The following is a 20,078-nucleotide window of genomic DNA, read 5'->3' on the forward strand; positions in this document are numbered from 1 at the left end:
CCCCCTAGGGGGTAAGGATTTTATTTTACTTGTATGATCTTTATTTTTTTTGCTTTCAGCATTTCCAAGCCGTTTAAAGAAGCATGTTCGGTTTGGAAATAAAGCCGTTGGATTCCGGAAAAAGAAACTGGCTTCGCGCACATAGGGCAAGGAAATATCAGACTATACATTGATACTCCTTGCGTTTTTATACCTTTGGCTGCAGCCACGGCTATTATTTTTTGCTCAGCATGAAGCGATGAGGCAATATGGCTGTCTTTTCCTGCTTCAATGAAATCTCGCGGATCTCCCAAGGAATAAGGAGTGAATTCAGACGGCAAGTGCTCGTTGTGGCCTTTAACCAGTATTTTACCATTCTTGACGAAAGCGGCAGCGGTTCTTCTCCACCAACAAGAACTTTTTTCTGCTTCCTTTTTCAGTTCCGCCATTATTTCTCGGTCTCTTTTTCGGCAGGATACCAGATCGCAGCTTACTTCTGCTGAAGAGTTTACATTTTCGCTGCTCCACATGAGAAAAGTTGTGTCGTGCTCTATTTTGTTTGTCTTAGAGAGGTATCTTTCTGCAACCATAGAAGAAACAGTGTCTGTTGCCGTTATCACTTTCTTTCCGTTTATACCAGCCGCGATTTTTGGAGTGAGCACCTCGATTTTTTTGAAGGAAATTGATTCAATAATTTTTTTCATCAAAGCCGGATTAACTTGCCTGATCTCTTTGTGAAGAGTTAAAAATTCTTGAATCAGTTCATCCCCTACGATGAAAATTGTTTCGGCGCCAGCTGAGTGTCTTTTAAAGAATTCTATATATCCATTATGCAGAACAGGCACATAAAGAAGGATGATCTTTTTCATGCCCGACTCCTTAAACCTTGAGGTTTGTCAAAAAAGACTCAATGTGTTTTTTAAGGGTGTCTTGAATTTTCATCGAGGTTGAAGTGCTTTTTGCTTGTCTTTCCAACACGACTACTTCTTTGCAGAATTGCCGGATATCATCCAGCTGCTTCTGTGGGTAACTTTCTTCTTCTGCCACAAAAATGTCAGGTTGAATTTCTTTGATAAGTTGATATTTCCATTCTCCTTTTTCGTCTATATCATCTACCAGAGTGATTAGGTCAATGCAGTGCTGATAACTTAACATCTCCATCCTTTCGCTTTGAGGAATGACCGGTCTTAGAGGACCTTTGTAAAGTTTGACGGCCCTGTCCGTGTCCGCGCCCACAAGCAAGACATCACCTTGCTTTTTTGCTTCTATCAAATATCTAAGATGTCCGATGTGAAGCATGTCCCATGTGCCAATCGTGATTACCACTTTATAACCGAGAGTGTCTTTGAGAGTTTGGGTTAGTGTTTTTAATTTGTTAATGTCCAATACTATTTTCTTTTCCGCCGTATCTCTAAAAATTTCCATAGCCTATCCTCCTTTTTGCCTTTGTATTCTGGCTGCATACTATCAATTTGTAGGTTTCTAAGTCAAGTATTAGAATAAATCTATGCTTCGGGAAATTTTAAGACAAGAAATAGAAAAGGCGGTTTTGAAACTCTTTGATAAAAAGGCCGTTTTCAATGTTTCCTGGGACGGAAAATTTTCCGATTATTCTTCCAACGCGGGTTTGTTTCTTGGAGGAAAAGACGAGGCGGAGAAATTGAAAGATGAACTTGCCAAATCGAAAGAAATTGAAGAACTTTTTTCAGAAATAAAAGTGGCCGGAAACGGTTTTATTAATTTTCGGCTTTCGGAAAAAGGAATTGAAGATGGATTGAAATTCGCGTTGAAAGAAAAATTTGATTTTTTGAAAAGTGAAAAAATTCAGGTGGAATTCATTTCCGCGAACCCGACAGGCCCTCTTACTTTGGGAAACGGACGGGGCGGAGTTTTTGGCGATGTCTTAGGAAATGTTTTTAAAAAAGCCGGCGCCGAAGTCGTCAAAGAATATTATATAAACAACGCGGGAAATCAGATAGAAATTTTGGGCCATTCTGTTCTGAAAGACGACAAGGCTGAGTATAAAGGCGAATATATAGATGAACTTGGTAAAAAATTAGGAGGCGAAGAGCCCCTGGAAGTCGGCAAAAAAGCCGCGGACATAATTTTGGAAAGCATCAAAAAAACCGTTTCCGAAATGGGGATTGATTTTGATGTCTGGTTTTCGGAGAGCAAAGAGCTTCGAGAAACCGGGAAAGTTGAAGAAATAATGAGGTGGCTTAAAGAAAAAGATTTGGCTTATGAAAAGGACGATGCTTTATGGTTTCGGGCGACAAAATTCGGGGACAGCGAAGACAGGGTTTTAATCAAAACTGGCGGCGAACCGACTTATTTCGGCGTTGATTGCGCTTATCATAAAAATAAATTTGAGGAACGGAAATTTGACCGTGTTATAAACATTTGGGGCGCAGATCATCATGGCGATGTCAAGCGCGTAAAAGGATTCATTGATGCGCTGGGGCATAAAGACAAATTTGAAATAATTTTAATGCAGTTCGTCAGGCTTTTTCAAAACGGCGCTGCTGCGCGGATGTCAAAAAGGGAAGGAGTATATGTTTTAGTTGACGATGTTCTAAAAGAAATCGGCAAAGACGCTTTCAGGTATTTTATGCTCACGCGTTCTCCTGACACGCACATGGATTTCGATTTGGAGCTTGCAAAAGAGCAGTCAAAGAAAAACCCCGTTTATTATATCCAGTACGCCGGCGCGAGGATGAGCAATATTTTAAAAAAATCGGAGGCCGGACTTAAAAACGAAAAAATTGAAATTCAAAATTTAACAGAACCGCAGGAAAGGAGATTATTGCTGAAGCTTATCCAATTCCCGGAAATGATTGAGAGTGTTTCAAGGGATTATCAGGTTCATCGGTTGACTACTTATATATATGAACTTGCCGCCGCTTTTACCGATTTTTACGAAAATGTCCGCGTGCTTGAAGCGGAAGGAGATGAGCTAAAAAACTCTCGATTGTTGTTGGTTTCCGTTTCTAGACGTCTTTTGGAACAAGTGTTAGGATTACTTGGAATTTCGGCGCCGGAAAAAATGTAGTGAAAGGAGGCATGTATGAATATAGGGTTTAGTCTTTTGAAAAAAGAGTTAGCGGAAATGAAAGGCGGGCTTTTCGCGATATTCGCCTTATCTTGTATCGCCGGATTTTTTTTGCAGGGTTTTCTTGTCCACGGCGCCGTTTTTGGGGCAAATCTGCCGCGTATTTTGCTTGCTCTCATTTTTTTGCTTCTTCTGCTTGTGTTTATTCTTGCCGCGTGGCTGGCGACTAAAGATGGCAAAAAAACACTAGGACTGATTATCTTTTTGGCCACATTGCTGGGCATTATGGTTGGGATCGGCATGGAAGGAGTATAAAATGACGCAATTTTGCGCGCGGTCATTCCCGCCACCTGTTTAAGGTGGCGGTTTTTTATTGATAAAAAAGGCTTTTTTTAATAGTATGAATGAATAATGGATTTACCCGAAAGAGAGCAAAAGATTTTGGAGTTTTGGGAGAAGAACCTGATTTTTGAAAAAACGCTTCGCAAAGAAGCGGTTAATGGCGATTTTGTTTTTTATGAAGGACCTCCGACTGCCAATGGCAAGCCGGGCATTCATCATATTGAAGCGCGCTCTTTTAAAGATTTGATACCTCGCTACAAAACAATGAGGGGTTTTCGTGTTTTGAGAAAAGCCGGCTGGGACACCCATGGCCTTCCGGTGGAGCTTGAAGTCGAGAAAAAATTAGGGCTTAAAAGTAAAAAAGACATTGAAGAATATGGAATAGAAAAATTCAATCAAAAATGCAAAGAAAGCGTCTGGGAGTATAAAGACGAATGGGAAAAAATAACAAAACGAATCGGATTTTGGGTTGATTTGGAAAATCCGTACATCACTTATGAGACGGATTATATAGAAACGCTTTGGTGGATTATAAAACAGGCGGATGAGAAAGGATTTTTGTACAAAGGACACAAGGTGGTGCCAAATTGCCCGCGTTGCGGCACGGCGCTTTCTTCTCATGAAGTCGCGCAGGGGTATAAAAATGTAAGCGAAGAATCGGTCTATGCGAGATTTAAAATCAAAGGCAAAGAAAATGATTATATTTTGGCGTGGACAACGACTCCTTGGACATTGCCGGGAAACGTGGCTCTTGCGGTTGGAAGCAATATTGAGTACGTAAAAATTAAAAATAAAGATGCCGGAGATAATTTAATTTTAGCGAAGGAACGATTGGCTGCTATTGATGGCGAATACGAAATTTTGGAAGAATTGAAAGGCGCTGACCTCGTCGGTCTTGAATACGAACCTCTTTTCTCGGGCGCGATCCCCGAAAATACGCCGAATTTTGAAAAAGCTTTTAAAGTTTATTCTGCTGATTTTGTTTCAACCGAAGATGGCATCGGTGTGGTGCACACCGCGGTAATGTATGGGATAGACGATTATGAACTCGGAGAAAAAATTGGGCTTCCGAAATTTCACACGGTTAATTCTGACGGAACTTTCAATGAAAGCGTGCCGAAGTGGAAAGGAAAATTTGTAAAAGACACTGACAAAGAAATTATTTCCGATTTGGAATCTCGCGGATTTTTGTTTAAAACCGAAAATTATTCTCATGATTATCCTTTTTGCTGGAGATGCGGAACTCCGCTTCTTTACTACGCCAAAGACTCGTGGTTTTTCAAGATGAGCGGACTTCGCGACGAGCTTGTAAAAAATAACGAAAAAATAAACTGGATCCCCGGACATATTAAAGAAGGAAGGTTTGGCGAGTGGCTAAAAGACGCGAAAGACTGGGCAATATCCCGAGAAAGATATTGGGGAACTCCGATGCCGGTTTGGGAATGCGAAAAGTGCGGCAAAAGAAAGATAGCGGGTTCAATAGATGAAATCCGCGAAGAGTTCGGAAACCCGAATAAAATTTTTCTGGTGCGGCATGGAGAAGCGGAAACTACGCTGAAGGGAGTTGGAAATTCAATGCCAGAAACGGAGAAGTACCCACTTACGGGAAAAGGGAGGGATCAAATTAAAGAATTAGCAAAAATCTTAAAGGATGAAAAAATAAATTTTATTTATGCTTCGCCGATTTTAAGGACAAAAGAAACAGCGGAAATAATAGCGGACAAGCTTGGGCTTGAAATTATTTTTGACGAACGGCTAAGAGAAACAGGGCTTGGAGAATTCAATAACAAAAAAATTGAAGAGCTTCATAGTATTTATCCGACGAAAGAATCTCGCGCGGGCGAAACCGTACGCGGAGTTGAAAGCGGAAGAGACGTGAGGAAAAGATTTGAAGAATTTTTAAGCGAAATAAATCAAAAACACAAAAACAAAAATATTGCGGTTGTTTCTCATGGCGACCCGCTTCAGATTTTTTACGGCCTTTGCCGCGGCGAAGATTTAATGGATTCGTTTCGCGGCTGGTATCCGAAAAAAGGTGAGACGAAAATAGTTTATTCAAAACCCGTTGATTTGCACAGGCCTTTTATAGATGAAGTGAAATTGAAATGCGAATGCGGAGCGGATATGAAAAGAGCGGCGGAGGTTATGGATTGCTGGTTTGATTCCGGGTCAATGCCGTTTGCTCAGGTTCATTATCCTTTTGAAAATAAAGGATTGGTTGATGATAAAAAACTTTTTCCCGCGGACTTCATTTCCGAAGCCATAGACCAGACGCGCGGATGGTTTTACACTTTGCTCGCGGTTTCCACGATGCTCGGCTTTAAAGAGCCATACAAAAACGCTATTTGCCTCGGGCATGTTCTTGATAAAAACGGGCAAAAAATGAGCAAAAGCAAGGGGAACGTCGTAAATCCCTGGGAAATGATAGACAAATACGGAGCTGACAGCGTGAGGTGGTATCTTTACACCGTAAACCAACCCGGAGAGCAGAAGCGTTTTGATGAAAATGACCTGAAGCTTTCAAAGAGGATGTTTACGACGCTTTTTAATGTTTTGTCTTTTTACAAAATGTTTTCAGCGGCTGGGCAGCCGGAAAAAATTGGAGTGGAAGAACCGGCGCACGTTTTGGACAAATGGATTTTAAATTATCTGGCGAAAACAGAAATTGAGATAACCGATCTTTTGGAAAAATACGATATAACCTCCAGCGCTCGAAAAATTGAAGCGTTTATAAACGATTTGTCTGTTTGGTATTTAAGACGTTCTCGTGAAAGATTTAAGGGGGAAGACGAAAAAGATAAAGCCGCCGCCCAAAAAACGCTTGGTGAGGTTTTGCTTTCAGTTTCAAAACTTCTGGCTCCCTTCGCGCCATTTTCCGCGGAGGCTGTTTATAAAGAACTTTGCGAAGAAAAAGAATCGGTTCATTTGGAAAATTGGACAAAGGCTGACGAAGAATACGATGAAAAAATTTTGGAAGAAATGGCAAGGGTCAGAAATGACGTTTCAGTCGGTTTGGACTTGCGGCTTAAATCTGGAATAAAAGTGCGCCAGCCGCTTTCATCTTTTGAAACGCCGAATAAATTTGGCGCCGAATTTTCCGCGTTGATAAAAGACGAGCTTAATGTAAAAGAAATAAAATTCGGCAAGGAATATAAAATTGATGCAAGAATTACCGACGAGCTGAAAAAAGAGGGGATGTTAAGGGAAATAACCCGCGCGATACAGGATTTGCGCAAAAAAGCCGGGTTTGTTCAATCTGACAAAATTATTTTGGCGGTTGATACGGATGCCGGAGGCAAAGATTTTATGAGCGGGTTTGAAGAAAAGATAAAATCCGCGACCAATTTGTCGGAAATAAAATTTGTTTCTTTTGAAGAAGGCGAAAAATTTGAAGTAGGCGAATCAAGCTTCAGGATAAAAATCGAAAAATAATTTATGGCTTATTCCGTCTATACCAGCGAAGCTGTGGTTTTAAAAAAACGGGATGTCGGCGAAGCCGACAGAAGTTTTTCCGTTTTTACCAAAAATTTCGGGAGAATTGAAGCGTTTAGCCGGGGTGTCCGGCTTTTAAAATCCAAACTCCGCTATAATCTTTCACATCCTGCCGTTTTAAGGCTGTCTTTTATTCCCACGCAAAACGGATTATGGCGGATTATTGATGCCGAGGAAATTAAAGTTTTGAGAAATACCAAATTGGATTCGGCAAAATTTCAATGTGTTCTGAAATTTTTTGCTTTGCTTGAGAGATTGCTTCAGGGTCAGGAAGAAGACGCGGCTCTTTGGAAAGAGACTAGAGATTTTTTGGAAAAAATTGAAGAAGAAAAATACGGAGCAGAAGATATAAATGATTTTTTTGTCTATACCGGGCTTAAAATACTTGGTCACATGGGCTATGCCGACAGAAATGTTTATTCCGGAGATTTTTCTTTGAAAGATGTCAGGCCAAACAGAAAATTTTTTGTTGATTCTTTCAAACGCGGTCTGGAAAATAGCCATCTGTAAAAAAGTCGTTCCCATGATATAATTTAAAGAAATGAACGGAGACAGTTTGGACAAACTTAAAAAGCGGCTTTATCGGGGAAACGGAAATTTCGATGACCGCGTGAAGAGGAAAAACGCGGAATCGGACAAACCGGACATCAAGACATATTGGCAGGACGGAATTTCTAAAAAACCGCTTCCCGAGAGCGAACTAAGGGGAACAGAAGATTTAATGGGTCCCAAAATCGGAAAAAAGAAAAAAACCATTATTCTCACTTTGGCGTTTGCTTTTCTGGCGTTCGCTGTTGTTGTCGCGCTTGGAATCAGCGGAGTTTTTTCTTTGGGTAATATAGTGTCTTCAAGAAATATAGATATGGTTATTGAAGGTTCTCCGAATGTGGAGTCCGGAGTTCCCACAAGATGGAGAGTTCTTTTGACCAATAAAAACGAATCAAAACTTGAATTGGCGGATTTAATCATTGATTATCCTCTTGGTTCTTTGTCCGTGAAAGGAGAAAATGTTTCAAGAGAGAGGCGCGCTTTCGGAGAAATACTTCCCGGGCAGACAAGAGACGAGGAAGTCGCTTTAATTTTTGTGGGGCAGGAAGATGATCAAAAAGAGGTTGTCATAACTCTTGAATACAGAGTGGAGGGTTCAAACGCGATTTTTGCCAAGACCGAAACAAAAACAGCCAGGATCTCACGTTCCCCCGTAGGAATTTCTTTTAATATGCCTCAGGAAACTGACTCCGGACAGGAAATCGCCGTAGAAGTAGAGTGTGTTTCAAACAGCAGCGTCGCCCTGAAAGATGTCTTGCTTAAAATAGAATATCCTCCCGGTTTCCAATTTTTGAGCGCGGAGCCGGAGCCTTATAAAGATAAAAATTCGTGGCTTTTGGGCGATTTGAATCCGCAAGAAAAAAGAAGTATTAAGATAAAAGGAATTTTGGAAGGTCAGGACATGAGCGAAGCGAATTTTAGGGCGTCGGTGGGGGTTAATGATGACGATGCTTCTTTGCTTGGTTCCGCCGCCACAGCCGTCTTAATCAAAAAGCCATTTTTAAATTTGGGTTTTCTTGTTAACGGCAAAGATATTGAATCGATTTCCGGGGCGGGAGGAAAATCTCTTTCTGTTTCAATTCCTTGGCAAAATAATTTGCCGGACGAAGTAAGGGACGTTTCCATAAAAGTGGTTTTAAAAAGCGAAGCCGTTGATTTTAGGACGCTTTCCGTCCAAGGCGGGGATTATAGCGCTTCTGGAAATTCTATCGTTTGGAATTCTTCCAGTTTTAATAAATTTGCGGCGCTTTCCCCCGGAGATGAAGGCGTTGTCGACTTTTCTTTTCTTCTGAAAAATGTTTTTCCCGTTAATTCGTCGTCAGACAGGAATTTTTCCATAAAAATGGAAGCGGAAATGTCTGGGACGAGAAACAGCGAGTCGGGTGAAAGTTCCGTGGTAAAAAGCATTGCCGATAAGGAAATAAAAATTTCTTCCGAGCTTCAGCTTGCGGCAAAAGTGCTGAGAGGTTCGGGTCCTTTTGCAAATACGGGTCCGCTTCCGCCGAAAGTCGGAGAAGCGACGACTTATACCGTGGTTTTTTCCGTTTCTAATCTGTATAATGATGTTCGCGACGCAGTTGTGCGGGCGGTTCTTCCTTCATATATATCATGGACAGGAACGGTAAGCCCTTCGGATGCCGATATAAGCTTTAATTCGTCGACAGGAGAAGTTTTTTGGAAACTGGGAGTTGTTGAGGCGGGAACGGGTCTTTTAAAACCCGCGAAAGAAGCAGCTTTCAAAATATCTTTTACTCCGGCGTTAAATCAGATGGGTTCCACGCCGACGCTTGTTTCTCAAATTTCTTTGGAAGGCAGGGACACTTTTACGGATTTGCCTCTTCGCGATTCGGCAAATGATTTGGACATCGGTTCCATAAGCGAGGTTCAGGCGAACCAGAATTTAGGAAAAGTTTCAGAATAAAATTTTTAGATAAAAACAAAATGGCAAAAGAACAGGATAAAATGGAAAAAATAATTTCGCTCGCGAAACGTCGGGGGTTTGTTTATCCGGGCTCGGAAATTTACGGAGGACTCGCCGGCATTTATGATTACGGACCGCTTGGCGTCGAGATGCGCCACAACATAAAGCAGTATTTTTGGAAGAAATTTATTATTGAGCGCGAAGACGTCTACGGTATGGGTGCCGCCATTTTGATGCCGGCTAAAGTCTGGGAGGCATCGGGGCATACGGGAGTCGCCGGATTAGTGGATCCTCTTGTTGAATGCAAAATTTGCCATGAAAGGGTGCGGGCCGACCAACCGGAAGCGATAGCTGACCACGAGAAACTTCACAAGAACGAAAAAACCAAAATGGAATGGACAGAGCCGACAGTTTTTAATCTGTTGGTCAGCACCAGGCTTGGCGCTTCGGAAAAATCCGCCACTCAAGTTTATTTGCGCGGTGAAATTACCCAGGGGGTTCACGTCAATTTCAAAAACGTTTTGGATTCAATGCATCCGAAGATTCCGTTTGGTATCGGACAAATCGGAAAAGCTTTCAGAAATGAAATCACGCCGCGAGATTTTCTTTACCGTCAGCGTGAATTTGAACAGATGGAATTGCAGTATTATATCAAGCCCGATGAGGCCGAAGGCAAAAAACAATACGAGTACTGGAAACAGTTCGCTTTTGATTGGTACCTTGGTTTGGGCTTTAAAAAAGAGAATCTTCGTCTGCGTCAGCACGCGCCGGATGAACGCGCTCATTATGCCAAAGATGCTTGGGATATAGAATACGATACCCCTTTCGCCGGATGGAAAGAGGCTTGGGGGCTTCACCATCGGGGAGATTGGGATTTGAAGCGCCACAACGAATATTCAAACACAGATATGACTTATTACGACGAGGAGACAAAGGAAAGGTTTATTCCCTGGGATATTGAATGTTCCGGCGGAGTTGACAGGGCTTTTCTTTTTGTATTGCTTGAGGCCTATACCGAAGACGAACTAGGAGGCGAGACTAGGGCGTATTTAAAACTTTCTCCGAAACTGGCGCCTGTCAAAGCAGCGGTTTTTCCTCTTCTGAAGAACAAACCGGTTTTGGTAGAAAAAGCGAGAGGAGTTTATAAAATTTTGAAAGATGAGTTCGGAGCGATTATGTTTGACGATAACGGGAATATCGGCAAACGATACAGGAGGCAGGATGAAATAGGCACTCCGTTTTGCGTAACTATAGATTTTGAAACTTTGGAAAACGACACGATGACGATTCGCGACCGCGATACAGGAAAGCAGGAGAGAATTGACATAAAAGAAATTTCGGCATATTTTCAGGAAAGGTTGAAGTAAACTTTTGTCGATATCTTTTTGGAAAAAAGGAGGAAAAAAATGCCGTTAAAATGTTCTTTTTGCAATAACGATTTAGACTTGAGCCGTCCGGAAGCCTTAGGGATAAGCGCCTTTCCTTCTTCAAACGCTTTTCCTTGCAAGGCGTGCGGACTTTTCCATTTCATAAGAGAAGATACCGGAGAAGCGCTAGTTGCGGAGATTATCGTTAAGGAAGCTTTTTTTCTGAAAAACGGAGAAGTCATTCAGGTTCAGCACGGGCCTCCTGTCTTTGCGTGACAGGCGCAGTTCAACAATATAGGACGGGCTTTCGGGCCCGTTTTTTATTTTATTAATTCGTGCTATTTTTAGAAAATGATAAATTTCAAAAAGAAAACTTTAAAAAATGGGCTCAAAATAATAGCCGCGCCGATGAAGAACTCCGAAGCGTCCACTCTTTTGGCCTTGGTCGGAACAGGCTCGCGCAATGAAAACAAGAAGATAAACGGCATCTCTCATTTTTTGGAGCATATGTATTTTAAGGGAACCAAAAAGCGTCCGAAGATGGGTCAAATTCATACGGAAATGGACAGGATGGGAGCCGCCCATAATGCTTTCACTTCCAAAGAAACAACCGGGTTTTGGATAAAATCTTCAGGAAAAGATTTTGATAAAGGCTGTGATATTGTGTCTGACATGCTTTTGAACCCGGTTTTTAAGCCGGAAGAAATAGAAAAGGAAAGGGGGGTGATACTTCAGGAAATAAGCATGTATGAAGACGAACCCCGCCGCCGAGTTTGGGAAGTTTTGGAAAACGTAATTTTGGGCGACCAGCCGATTGGCTGGAATATTGCCGGAACCAAAGAAACTGTTTCAAAAATTTCCAAAAAAGACATAATTGATTACCGCGATAAAAATTATCTGTCTGAAAATACCATTATTGTCGCGACTGGAGATTTTGAAGCGGAGGACGTTTTTAAAAAAATAGAAAAATATTTCGGCGGGTTTAAAAAAGGGAAAAATAGACCGGCTGAAAAAGCTGTTTTGCCGAACAAGGAAACAAGGGCGAAAATAATTTACAAAGATTCCGACCAGACTCATCTGGCTTTGGGAATTCGCGCTTACGATATGTTTGACGAAAGGCGCTATCCTTTGGGGCTTCTTTCTTTAATTGTGGGCGGAAATTCTTCTTCTCGTCTATGGATGGAAATACGGGAAAAACTCGGGCTTGCTTATTATGTTTTTTCTTTTGCGGAGCAGTTTCTTGACTGCGGTTATTTCGGAATAGGAAGCGGCATACCGCATGAAAAATTGGAAGCGGTTTCCAAAAAAATCATCGAAGTCCTTAAATCGATAAAATTGAAAGGAGTTTCGGACAAAGAATTAAAAGATGCCAAAAGTTATACCCGGGGTCAGATGGCTTTAAAGCTTGAAACTTCCGATGAAATAGCGTCTTTTTGCGCGGGCCAGGAGATTTTTTACGACGAAATTCTCCAGCCGGAAGAGATTCTTAAAAAGATTGAAAAGACGAGCAAAAATGATATCCTAAAGATAGCGAATGATATTTTCGTTTCGGATAAAATCAGCATGACAGTGATAGGGAAACATTCTAATCCGGAACAAAAAGAAGATTTTTACAAAAAATTATTTTCAAGAATATAATGCCGGAACAGCATAAAAAAAATATAGTGGAGATAAGTTTTGGTACGATAATAAAAACCGCTATTTTGGTGATAGCGATTGCTGTTCTCTATTATATACGCGATATAGTTGCGATGATCCTTTTCGCCATAGTCGTTGCTTCGGCTGTCGAGCCGGGAGCGGAATGGTTTGAAAAAAGAAAAATTCCCCGCGTTTTTGCCGTCATATTCATCTATGTAGCGGCTTTCGTTGTTCTGGGCGCCACTTTTTATCTTATCGTCCCGAATTTTATTTCAGAAATTTCCAATTTTATTTCTTCTCTCCCCGCTTTTTTCCAGAATCCTACCTTCCTTCAAAAAATTATTTCACTCGCGCCGTCGTCTTCCGACGGTTCTCTCGCCTCTCTCTTCCAAGAGATTTTCGTGCAATTTCAGAGCCAGATAAGCAAGGTGGCTTCCGGATTTTTCAAAACAACCGCCAGCGTTTTCGGGGGAGCGATGTCTTTTGTCCTTCTCATCGTTCTTTCTTTCTATCTTTCAGTGCAAAAGGACGGGCTTGAAGATTTTCTAAAGATAGTCACCCCTATAAAATACGAAGATTATATTCTTGGTTTGTGGCAAAGGTCGCGAACAAAAATCGGGCTTTGGATGCAGGGGCAGATACTTCTTGGAATTTTAGTTGGTGTTTTGGTGTTTTTGGGACTTACAATTTTGGACGTGGAATATTCTTTGTCCTTCGCTTTGTTCGCGGCAGTTTTCGAAATTATACCGATATTCGGACCGGTCCTTGCTTCTATTCCGCCCATAGCCGTGGCTTTTTTGGAAAGTCCGACCCTTGCCTTGGAAGTCGCCATCCTTTTTATAATCGTACAGCAATTTGAAAATCATCTTATTTATCCTCTTGTCGTGAAAAAAATAGTAGGCGTTCCCCCCACTCTCGTGATTTTGGCTCTTCTTGTGGGAGGCAAGCTGGGCGGTTTTTTGGGGATACTTTTGGCTGTTCCGCTCGCAACCGTCTTGAAAGAATTTTTTAACGATGTCGCGGCAAAAAAACACCCGATTGCGACAAAATAAAGGATATGGATGACGCGAAATCCCGTTTCTACATTTCCACTCCGATCTATTACGTAAACGCAAGTCCTCACATAGGACACGCTTATACTTCTGTCTTGGCTGATTCTTTGGCCCGGTATAATTATCTTTCGGGAAAAGAAATTTTTTTTCTCACCGGCACTGATGAGCACGGAGCGAAAGTCAGTCGCGCCGCTGACGCGAAAAATATTCCGGTAAAAGATTTTGTGGATGAAAATTCGGAACGTTTTCGCGCCCTGGCGACCGCGCTTAATCTTTCTCTAAATGATTTTATCAGGACGTCTGACGAGAAAAAACATTGGCCCGGGGTTGAAAAACTTTGGCAGACTCTTGCCAACAATGGCGATATCTACAAAAGCACGTATAAAGGGCTTTATTGCGTCGGATGCGAAGCTTTTATTACGGAAAAAGATTTAGTGGATGGAAAATGCGTTTATCACGGGAAGGAACCCGAAATAATAGAAGAAGAAAATTATTTTTTCCGTCTTTCAAAATATGGCGATAAAATAAAAGACGCCATTGAAAAAGGAGAGATGAAAATTTTTCCGGACAGCAGAAAAAACGAAGTACTTTCTTTTATAAACGACGGGCTTTCGGACATAAGCGTTTCTCGCCCGGCGCGGGACGTGAAATGGGGAATTCCGGTGCCGGCTGATCCGAGCCAAATTATTTACGTGTGGCTTGATGCTTTGGCGAATTATATTTCTGCTTTAGGTTTTGGCCGCGGCGATGACAGTCTTTTTCAAAAATTTTGGCCGGTGAATTTGCACGTTTTGGCGAAGGATATTTTAAGATTTCATGCCGTAATATGGCCGGCGGTTCTTCTTTCGGCAGAGATGCCTCTTCCGAAGGCGCTTCTGGTTCACGGGTTTATAAATGTTTCCGGCAAAAAGATGTCAAAATCAATCGGCAACGTCGTTGACCCTTTTGATTTGATAAGCCGTTATTCCGCCGATTCCCTGCGCCATTATCTTTTGCGGGAAATTTCTCCTTTTGAAGACGGCGATTTTACGGAAGAAAAATTCAAAATTTCTTACAACGCCAACTTGGCGAACGGCCTTGGAAATTGCGTCTCGAGAATAGTAAAAATGGCTTTGTCGTATTTTGAAGGAAAAGTCATTAAGCCCGACGAGGCGTCATTAAGCGCGGTGCCGCTAAAGGAAAAAGGAGAAGAAACTTTTTCCCTTCCTTATATTTTTGAACATCAAGTTTGGCCGGAATATGAAAAATTGATGTCTGACATGAAGATAAATGAAGCTGTGGAGCATGCCGGTTCGGCAGTATCGCTTTTGGACAATTATATTCAGCAATACGAACCGTTTAAACTTATAAAAACAGACCCGCAAAAAACTTCCGTAGTTTTATGGAGTCTTTTGGACGGTATCGCCAATATTTCCTGGCTTATCTATCCGTTTATGCCGGAAACCGCCGAGAAAATAATGAAATCGCTCGGCGTTTTGGCATCCAAAAAAAGTTGGCAGGATTTTTCAGTAACTCCGGTTGAAAATCTTTTTCCGAAAAAATTGTGATTTATGCAGCCAAAATTTATAGATATACACTGCCATTTGGATTTTGAGCAATTTGACAAGGACAGAGAAGAAGTTATCGGCCGGATGGTTGAAGAAAATATGCTCGCGATAAATATCGGAGCGGATTTGGAGAGCTCCCTGCGTTCCGTAGAGCTTTCTCAGAACTACGATTTTATTTTCGCTTCGGCGGGTATCCATCCTCATGAAGCTGAAAAAGATATTGACTGGGATAATTTTTTAAAGCTTGTAAAAAGCGATAAGATCGTGGCGATTGGAGAATGCGGATTGGATTATTACCGAGGTTTGGGGGATAAAAAATTGCAGGAAGAATTATTCCGAAAACAGATAGAAATCGCGATTAAATTAAAAAAACCGCTGGTGATTCATTGCCGTGAAGCCCGCCTCGACTTGCCGAGGCTTGCCGAGGCGAGTCGGGCCCATAATGAAGTCTTGAAAATTTTGTCCGATTATCCGGGCGTAAGAGCCAACATCCATTTTTTTTCGGGGAACTGGCGGCAGGCGAAAAAATATCTTGAACTCGGATTTTTTCTTTCTTTTGCCGGTCCGATTACTTTCTCTCGCGATTACGACGAAGTTATAAAAAATATGCCGCTTGAGAGAATAATGGCGGAGACAGATTCTCCTTTCGCCGCGCCCAGTCCGTGGCGAGGCAGGCGCAATGAGCCGGTTTTTGTGAAAGAAATAATTAAAAGAATAGCGGAGATAAAGGAAATTGGTTTTGAAGAAACGGAACAAAAGATGCTAAAAAATGCGGTTGATTTTTTCGGTCTGAAAATCTAAGGTATAAGTACGCCGAGATAGCTCAGTTGGCAGAGCAACTCCATGGTAAGGAGTAGGTCGGGAGTTCGAATCTCCCTCTCGGCTTAAGAATGCCAGAGTAGCTCAGTTGGCAGAGCAACGCACTCGTAACGCGTAGGTCGGGAGTTCGAATCTCCCCTCTGGCTTTTGTTAAAGATGAACTTCTGATAAAATGGATATTGAAAGCACAAAGAAAAAATTGGAAGAACTGGAAAGCGAACTTCAAAAACCCGATTTTTGGTCAGACAAAGAAAAAGCGCGGACGGTTCTTAAGGAAATAAACGCTTTGAAAGAGCGTTTGTCTTCGCTTAATAAATACGATAAAGGAGATGCGGTGGCGAGCATTTATTCCGGAGCGGGGGGAGAGGACGCGGAGGATTGGTCAAGAATACTTTTTGAGATGTATCAGAAATTGGCCGAACGCAGAGGATGGGGGCTTAAGATTCTTCATGAACACAGAAACGACACCGGCGGTCTTAGAAATATCACTTTCGAAATTTTGGGCAAAAAAGTTTACGGAGACATTAAAAAAGAAATGGGCGTGCATCGTCTCGTAAGAGTGTCTCCTTTTTCCGCGAAAAATTTGCGTCATACTTCTTTTGCGCTTGTTGAAATTTTGCCCAGGGAAGTGGAGCGGCAGGAAATAGAAATAAGGCCGGAAGATCTAGAAGTGGATTTCGCGCGTTCGTCGGGACCAGGAGGCCAGAACGTAAATAAAAGGGAAACGGCGGTGCGACTAAAACATAAACCTACCGGATTAAACGTTCATGTTGACTCGGAACGGTCTCAGCAAAGGAACAGAGACAGGGCGGAGGAGCTCTTGCGTTCAAAATTGTTCAGCCTTTACCAAAAATACAAAAAAGAAGAAATAGACGCGCTTAAAATTACCGGCAAAATGGAACCGGAATGGGGGAACCAGATACGTTCGTATGTTTTTCATCCGTACAAATTGGTAAAAGATCACAGAACTGCCGTGGAAACGGTAAAAGTTGACGAAGTCTTGGCCGGAAATTTGGAAGAATTTATAGAGGCGGAGAAAAATCTGCCGTAAAATACAATCCATGATTTATTTTAATAATGTTTCAAAAGTTTATTCCGATACTTCAACAGCTCTTCAAGACGTGGATTTTTCGATTGAAGAAGGAGAATTTGTTTCAATTGTCGGACAATCCGGCGCCGGAAAAACCACTCTGATTAAACTTTTTTTGGCGGAAGAAAGGCCGACTGCCGGAAAAATATTTCTTGATTCTTTAGATATCCATTCTCTTCCAAGGGGAGACCTCCATGTATTAAGAAGAAGAATAGGAACTGTATTTCAGGAATTCCGCCTTCTTCCCACAAAAACCGCTTATGAAAACGTAGCTTTTGCCATGCAGGCCGCGGGGAAAACCGAAGAGGAAATAAGAAAAGATGTTCCTCAGGTTTTGGAAGTTGTCGGTCTTGTTGAAAAAAGTTTTCATTTTCCGAGCGAACTTTCCGGGGGCGAAAAACAGAGAATAGCGATAGCGCGCGCCATCATAAACAGGCCGGACGTGATTGTGGCGGACGAACCGACCGGGAACCTGGACCCTTTGAATGTTCAGGAAATCATAGAGCTTCTTAAAAAAATAAATGAACTTGGAACTACCGTGATTTTAACCACTCACAATAAGGATATAATCAATTCGCTTAGCCGCAGAGTTATCACGCTTGAAAAAGGCCGCGTGGTGCGGGATGATAAAAAGGGCAGATATGTATTATAAATTTCTGTAAATATGCTTTGGGTAAACATAAAAAGAGTTGCGAAAGCGGGGCTCACTAATTTCTGGAGAAATGGCTGGGTATCCTTGGCGACGATTTTGGTAATGGTCATAACCCTTTCGGTTTTCGGTTCTTTGATCATAGCAAAGGCGACCCTTACTACTGTTTTGGACAGGCTTCAGGATAAGGTTGACATTACCGTGTATTTCAAAACGGGGGCTTCGGAAGAAGATATTATTTCGTTAAAAAATTCTCTTGCGGATTTGAATGAAGTAAAAGACGTTGAGTATGTTTCTTGCGAAGCGGCGCTTGCGGCTTTTCAGCAGAGGCACGCCGATAACAGTTTGATAATCCAGTCGCTTGAAGAAATAGACGGCAATCCGCTTGGGGCCAGTTTGAACATAAAAGCAAAAAATCCTTCTCAATACGAAAGCATCGCCAAATTTTTGGAATCGGGAACGCCGGCGCAGGAAGGAGTTTTTTCTGCCATAGACAAAGTCAATTACCACCAGAACAGGTTGGTGATAGACAGGATGGCGAATATTTTGCAGACATCGCGAAACCTTGGTTCCGGACTTAGTTTGGCGCTCGCGTTTGTGGCGCTTTTGGTTACTTTTAATACCATACGGCTTGCGATTTACACGAACAGCGAGGAGATAAAAGTAATGCGCCTTGTCGGCGCTTCAAATAAATATATCAGGAGCCCTTTTGTGGTTGAAGGGACTCTTTACGGAGTTTTTGCCAGTATAATTTCCATGGCTCTTTTTTATCCGCTTACTTTGTGGTTGGGTCCTATGTCTGAAAGGTTTTTGGGCGATATCAATATTTTTACTTATTATGTTTCCAATTTTTTTGAAATTTTTGCCGTTCTTCTTATTGTGGGTGTTTCTTTGGGGGTGGTTTCAAGCTGGATCGCTACGAGAAGATATTTAGGGGTGTAATAAATTTTTACAAAAAATCATACCAATCCGGAACCTTTAGGGTTTCCGGATTTTTTCCATCCCAGGAAATTTCTCCCCGTAAAATAAGATCGGTTATAAATGATTGCCAGGCGTGTTCTATTTTGTTGGTTTTCGCGGCTAGCGTTTCAGCAGTATCGCTTTCTTCCACCAAAACCGGGAAACGGAAAAAAATCGGTCCTTTGTCGTATTCTTCGTTTACAAAGTGCATGGAGACCGCCGATTCTTTTATTTCACCTTTTTTAAACGCTTCAATTACGGCTTCGTGCACGAAATGCCCGTACATTCCAGGACCTCCGAATCGCGGCAATGGCCCGGGGTGTATGTTTATTGTTTTTGCCGGCGGCAGACCAAGCGCAAGCTTGAGCCATCCGGAAAGCGACACCCATTCGGCTTCATATTTTTCAAGAATTTTTTTGTATTCTTCGCTCGTCCACGGACCTTTAAACAGCTCAAAAGGGATTTTCCATTTTTCCGATTTTTGGCGGACTCCGCCGTTTTCATGATTTGACACGACAGCGACTATTTCCGCGTTCAGAATTCCTGTTTTTGAATTTTTAACGAGTTCTTCAAAACCCGAGCCGCCTCCGTCTTTTGTTCCCGAAGCAAAGATTATAAGTTTTGGTTTGAGCATATTGAAAAAATACAGCAAAAATCGGCGGCTTGCAATTAAAACAAGGTGTGTTAATTTATACCCAGAAAAAGAACTTTGACTTGGTATATTAAATTCTTGGGATTTTCCGAAAAGGAGGTAGTATATGGCGAAGAATCAGATTGTTGAATTGAACAAGGCGATTGCCGTTTCGGGAAAAAAGCTGGCGAAACTGAAAAAGGCGGAAGTAACGGCGCGGAAAACGTGGACAAGAGAATATCGCAGGTTTTTGAAAGCCGCCGAAGGGCTGGCTAATTTGAAGAAAAGGAAAACGAAAAAGCGCGGAACTCTTGTGAATATCGTGAAGGATTGGCGGGAGAAAAGTTTCGCTTTGACAAAAGCGCGAGATGAAGCGCGGCAATCCATGGCGGAAGAAGAAAGGAATTTCCACATGCTTGAAACAAAGCGCCAGATTTTTATCGCCCGACACGAAGAAAGGGTAAAAGCGGACGACGAACTGGTAAAACAAACTTTTGCTTTGAGCTGTGCGGTGGCGCGCGCCCTGGACGAAAGGAATTCGTATCTTAATTCCCGTGTTTTCCCGAAGCTTGTCGGAAAAGAAGGAAATCTTAAGTCTCAAATTACTATTGATAGTTCTGACGGGCTCCGGCGAGTTGTTGCCATGGTCAATGCCATTAGTAGGATTGATGTGGATTTGGCTGCTCGGGCGAAAGAAAAGATTGAAGAGTTTTTCAGCAGATTCCAGGAACAAGTGAAGATGGATTCGGTGGCGCAAATGTTTTACGAGTTAACACGGAAGATTTTGGTGGAAAAAACCAGTTTTCAAATAGGCCCGGATTTGTACAGATTTTTAAGTCTGGATATTGACCAGCAATCTTTTCCCGGACTCAAAGAAGCTCAGGAGCTTCTGATTAACGGATTAAGAAGCGAGAAATCTTCTTCTTATGTTCGGCTTTATGAAAGAGAAGGGCGGAATAATCCATGGAAACGGTTGAATGTTGGAGGATAAAT

18 protein-coding genes and 2 tRNA genes are annotated in these 20,078 nt (G+C 42.0%); 17 read left to right on the forward strand and 3 right to left on the reverse strand.

Features of this window, described 5'->3' with window-relative positions; all coding sequences use genetic code 11:
* Positions 1-20 precede the first annotated feature (20 nt).
* Together PHC85_01830 and PHC85_01835 are read right to left on the reverse strand one after the other, a co-directional pair.
* Positions 21-848 (reverse strand): deaminase, encoded by an 828-nt coding sequence (locus tag PHC85_01830; GenBank protein ID MDD5032835.1) that lies wholly within the window; start codon positions 846-848, stop codon positions 21-23.
* A 10-nt stretch (positions 849-858) separates the two neighbouring features.
* On the reverse strand, positions 859-1,404 hold the full coding sequence (locus PHC85_01835; protein MDD5032836.1) for an adenylyltransferase/cytidyltransferase family protein: 546 nt from the start codon (positions 1,402-1,404) through the stop codon (positions 859-861).
* A gap of 82 nt (positions 1,405-1,486) precedes the next feature.
* On the opposite strand from PHC85_01835, the gene argS reads away from it, so the two are divergent.
* The 16 genes from argS to PHC85_01915 all read left to right on the forward strand — a co-directional run bounded on the left by argS (position 1,487) and on the right by PHC85_01915 (position 18,436).
* Complete coding sequence (gene argS / locus PHC85_01840) at positions 1,487-3,028, forward strand: arginine--tRNA ligase (protein MDD5032837.1); 1,542 nt, start codon at positions 1,487-1,489, stop codon at positions 3,026-3,028.
* 15 nt (positions 3,029-3,043) lie between these two features.
* Positions 3,044-3,343 (forward strand): hypothetical protein, encoded by a 300-nt coding sequence (locus PHC85_01845; protein MDD5032838.1) that lies wholly within the window; start codon positions 3,044-3,046, stop codon positions 3,341-3,343.
* Between the two features lie 96 nt (positions 3,344-3,439).
* On the forward strand, positions 3,440-6,802 hold the full coding sequence (locus PHC85_01850) for a class I tRNA ligase family protein (protein MDD5032839.1): 3,363 nt from the start codon (positions 3,440-3,442) through the stop codon (positions 6,800-6,802).
* Positions 6,803-6,805: 3 nt separating this feature from the next.
* Positions 6,806-7,372 carry a DNA repair protein RecO gene (gene recO, locus PHC85_01855; GenBank protein MDD5032840.1) on the forward strand — a complete coding sequence of 189 codons (567 nt, stop codon included), beginning with the start codon at positions 6,806-6,808 and terminating at the stop codon, positions 7,370-7,372.
* A gap of 31 nt (positions 7,373-7,403) precedes the next feature.
* Entirely contained in the window at positions 7,404-9,332 is a 1,929-nt protein-coding gene (locus PHC85_01860) for a hypothetical protein (GenBank protein MDD5032841.1), read from the forward strand.
* Between the two features lie 20 nt (positions 9,333-9,352).
* Positions 9,353-10,699, forward strand: a complete 1,347-nt coding sequence (locus PHC85_01865; GenBank protein MDD5032842.1) for a glycine--tRNA ligase — start codon at positions 9,353-9,355, stop codon at positions 10,697-10,699.
* Positions 10,700-10,738: 39 nt separating this feature from the next.
* Complete coding sequence (locus PHC85_01870) at positions 10,739-10,975, forward strand: hypothetical protein (GenBank protein ID MDD5032843.1); 237 nt, start codon at positions 10,739-10,741, stop codon at positions 10,973-10,975.
* Between the two features lie 75 nt (positions 10,976-11,050).
* Positions 11,051-12,337 (forward strand): pitrilysin family protein, encoded by a 1,287-nt coding sequence (locus PHC85_01875; protein ID MDD5032844.1) that lies wholly within the window; start codon positions 11,051-11,053, stop codon positions 12,335-12,337.
* Positions 12,337-13,389, forward strand: a complete 1,053-nt coding sequence (locus PHC85_01880) for an AI-2E family transporter (GenBank protein MDD5032845.1) — start codon at positions 12,337-12,339, stop codon at positions 13,387-13,389. Before PHC85_01875 ends, PHC85_01880 begins: the two co-directional genes overlap by 1 nt.
* 5 nt (positions 13,390-13,394) lie before the next feature.
* Positions 13,395-14,936, forward strand: a complete 1,542-nt coding sequence (gene metG / locus PHC85_01885) for a methionine--tRNA ligase (protein ID MDD5032846.1) — start codon at positions 13,395-13,397, stop codon at positions 14,934-14,936.
* A 3-nt stretch (positions 14,937-14,939) separates the two neighbouring features.
* Positions 14,940-15,737, forward strand: coding sequence for a TatD family hydrolase (locus PHC85_01890; protein ID MDD5032847.1), 798 nt, complete (start codon positions 14,940-14,942; stop codon positions 15,735-15,737).
* 11 nt (positions 15,738-15,748) lie between these two features.
* Positions 15,749-15,821 (forward strand) — tRNA-Thr (locus PHC85_01895).
* 7 nt (positions 15,822-15,828) lie between these two features.
* A tRNA-Thr gene (locus tag PHC85_01900) sits at positions 15,829-15,901 on the forward strand.
* Positions 15,902-15,927: 26 nt separating this feature from the next.
* The gene (locus PHC85_01905) at positions 15,928-16,806 is read left to right on the forward strand and encodes a PCRF domain-containing protein (protein MDD5032848.1); all 879 of its coding nucleotides are present in this window, start codon (positions 15,928-15,930) and stop codon (positions 16,804-16,806) included.
* 10 nt (positions 16,807-16,816) lie between these two features.
* On the forward strand, positions 16,817-17,497 hold the full coding sequence (gene ftsE / locus PHC85_01910; GenBank protein MDD5032849.1) for a cell division ATP-binding protein FtsE: 681 nt from the start codon (positions 16,817-16,819) through the stop codon (positions 17,495-17,497).
* A 12-nt stretch (positions 17,498-17,509) separates the two neighbouring features.
* The gene (locus PHC85_01915) at positions 17,510-18,436 is read left to right on the forward strand and encodes a permease-like cell division protein FtsX (GenBank protein ID MDD5032850.1); all 927 of its coding nucleotides are present in this window, start codon (positions 17,510-17,512) and stop codon (positions 18,434-18,436) included.
* 7 nt (positions 18,437-18,443) lie between these two features.
* Here the strand turns inward: PHC85_01915 and PHC85_01920 are convergent, their stop codons facing one another.
* Positions 18,444-19,088, reverse strand: coding sequence for a formyltransferase family protein (locus tag PHC85_01920; GenBank protein MDD5032851.1), 645 nt, complete (start codon positions 19,086-19,088; stop codon positions 18,444-18,446).
* A gap of 124 nt (positions 19,089-19,212) precedes the next feature.
* Here PHC85_01920 and PHC85_01925 point away from each other — a divergent pair, with 124 nt between their 5' ends.
* The gene (locus tag PHC85_01925) at positions 19,213-20,076 is read left to right on the forward strand and encodes a hypothetical protein (GenBank protein MDD5032852.1); all 864 of its coding nucleotides are present in this window, start codon (positions 19,213-19,215) and stop codon (positions 20,074-20,076) included.
* Positions 20,077-20,078: the final 2 nt, after the last annotated feature.

The sequence above is a fragment of the Candidatus Paceibacterota bacterium genome (assembly GCA_028711505.1).
In the GTDB taxonomy this organism is placed as follows: domain Bacteria; phylum Patescibacteriota; class Minisyncoccia; order JAHISW01; family Tagabacteraceae; genus JAQTSC01.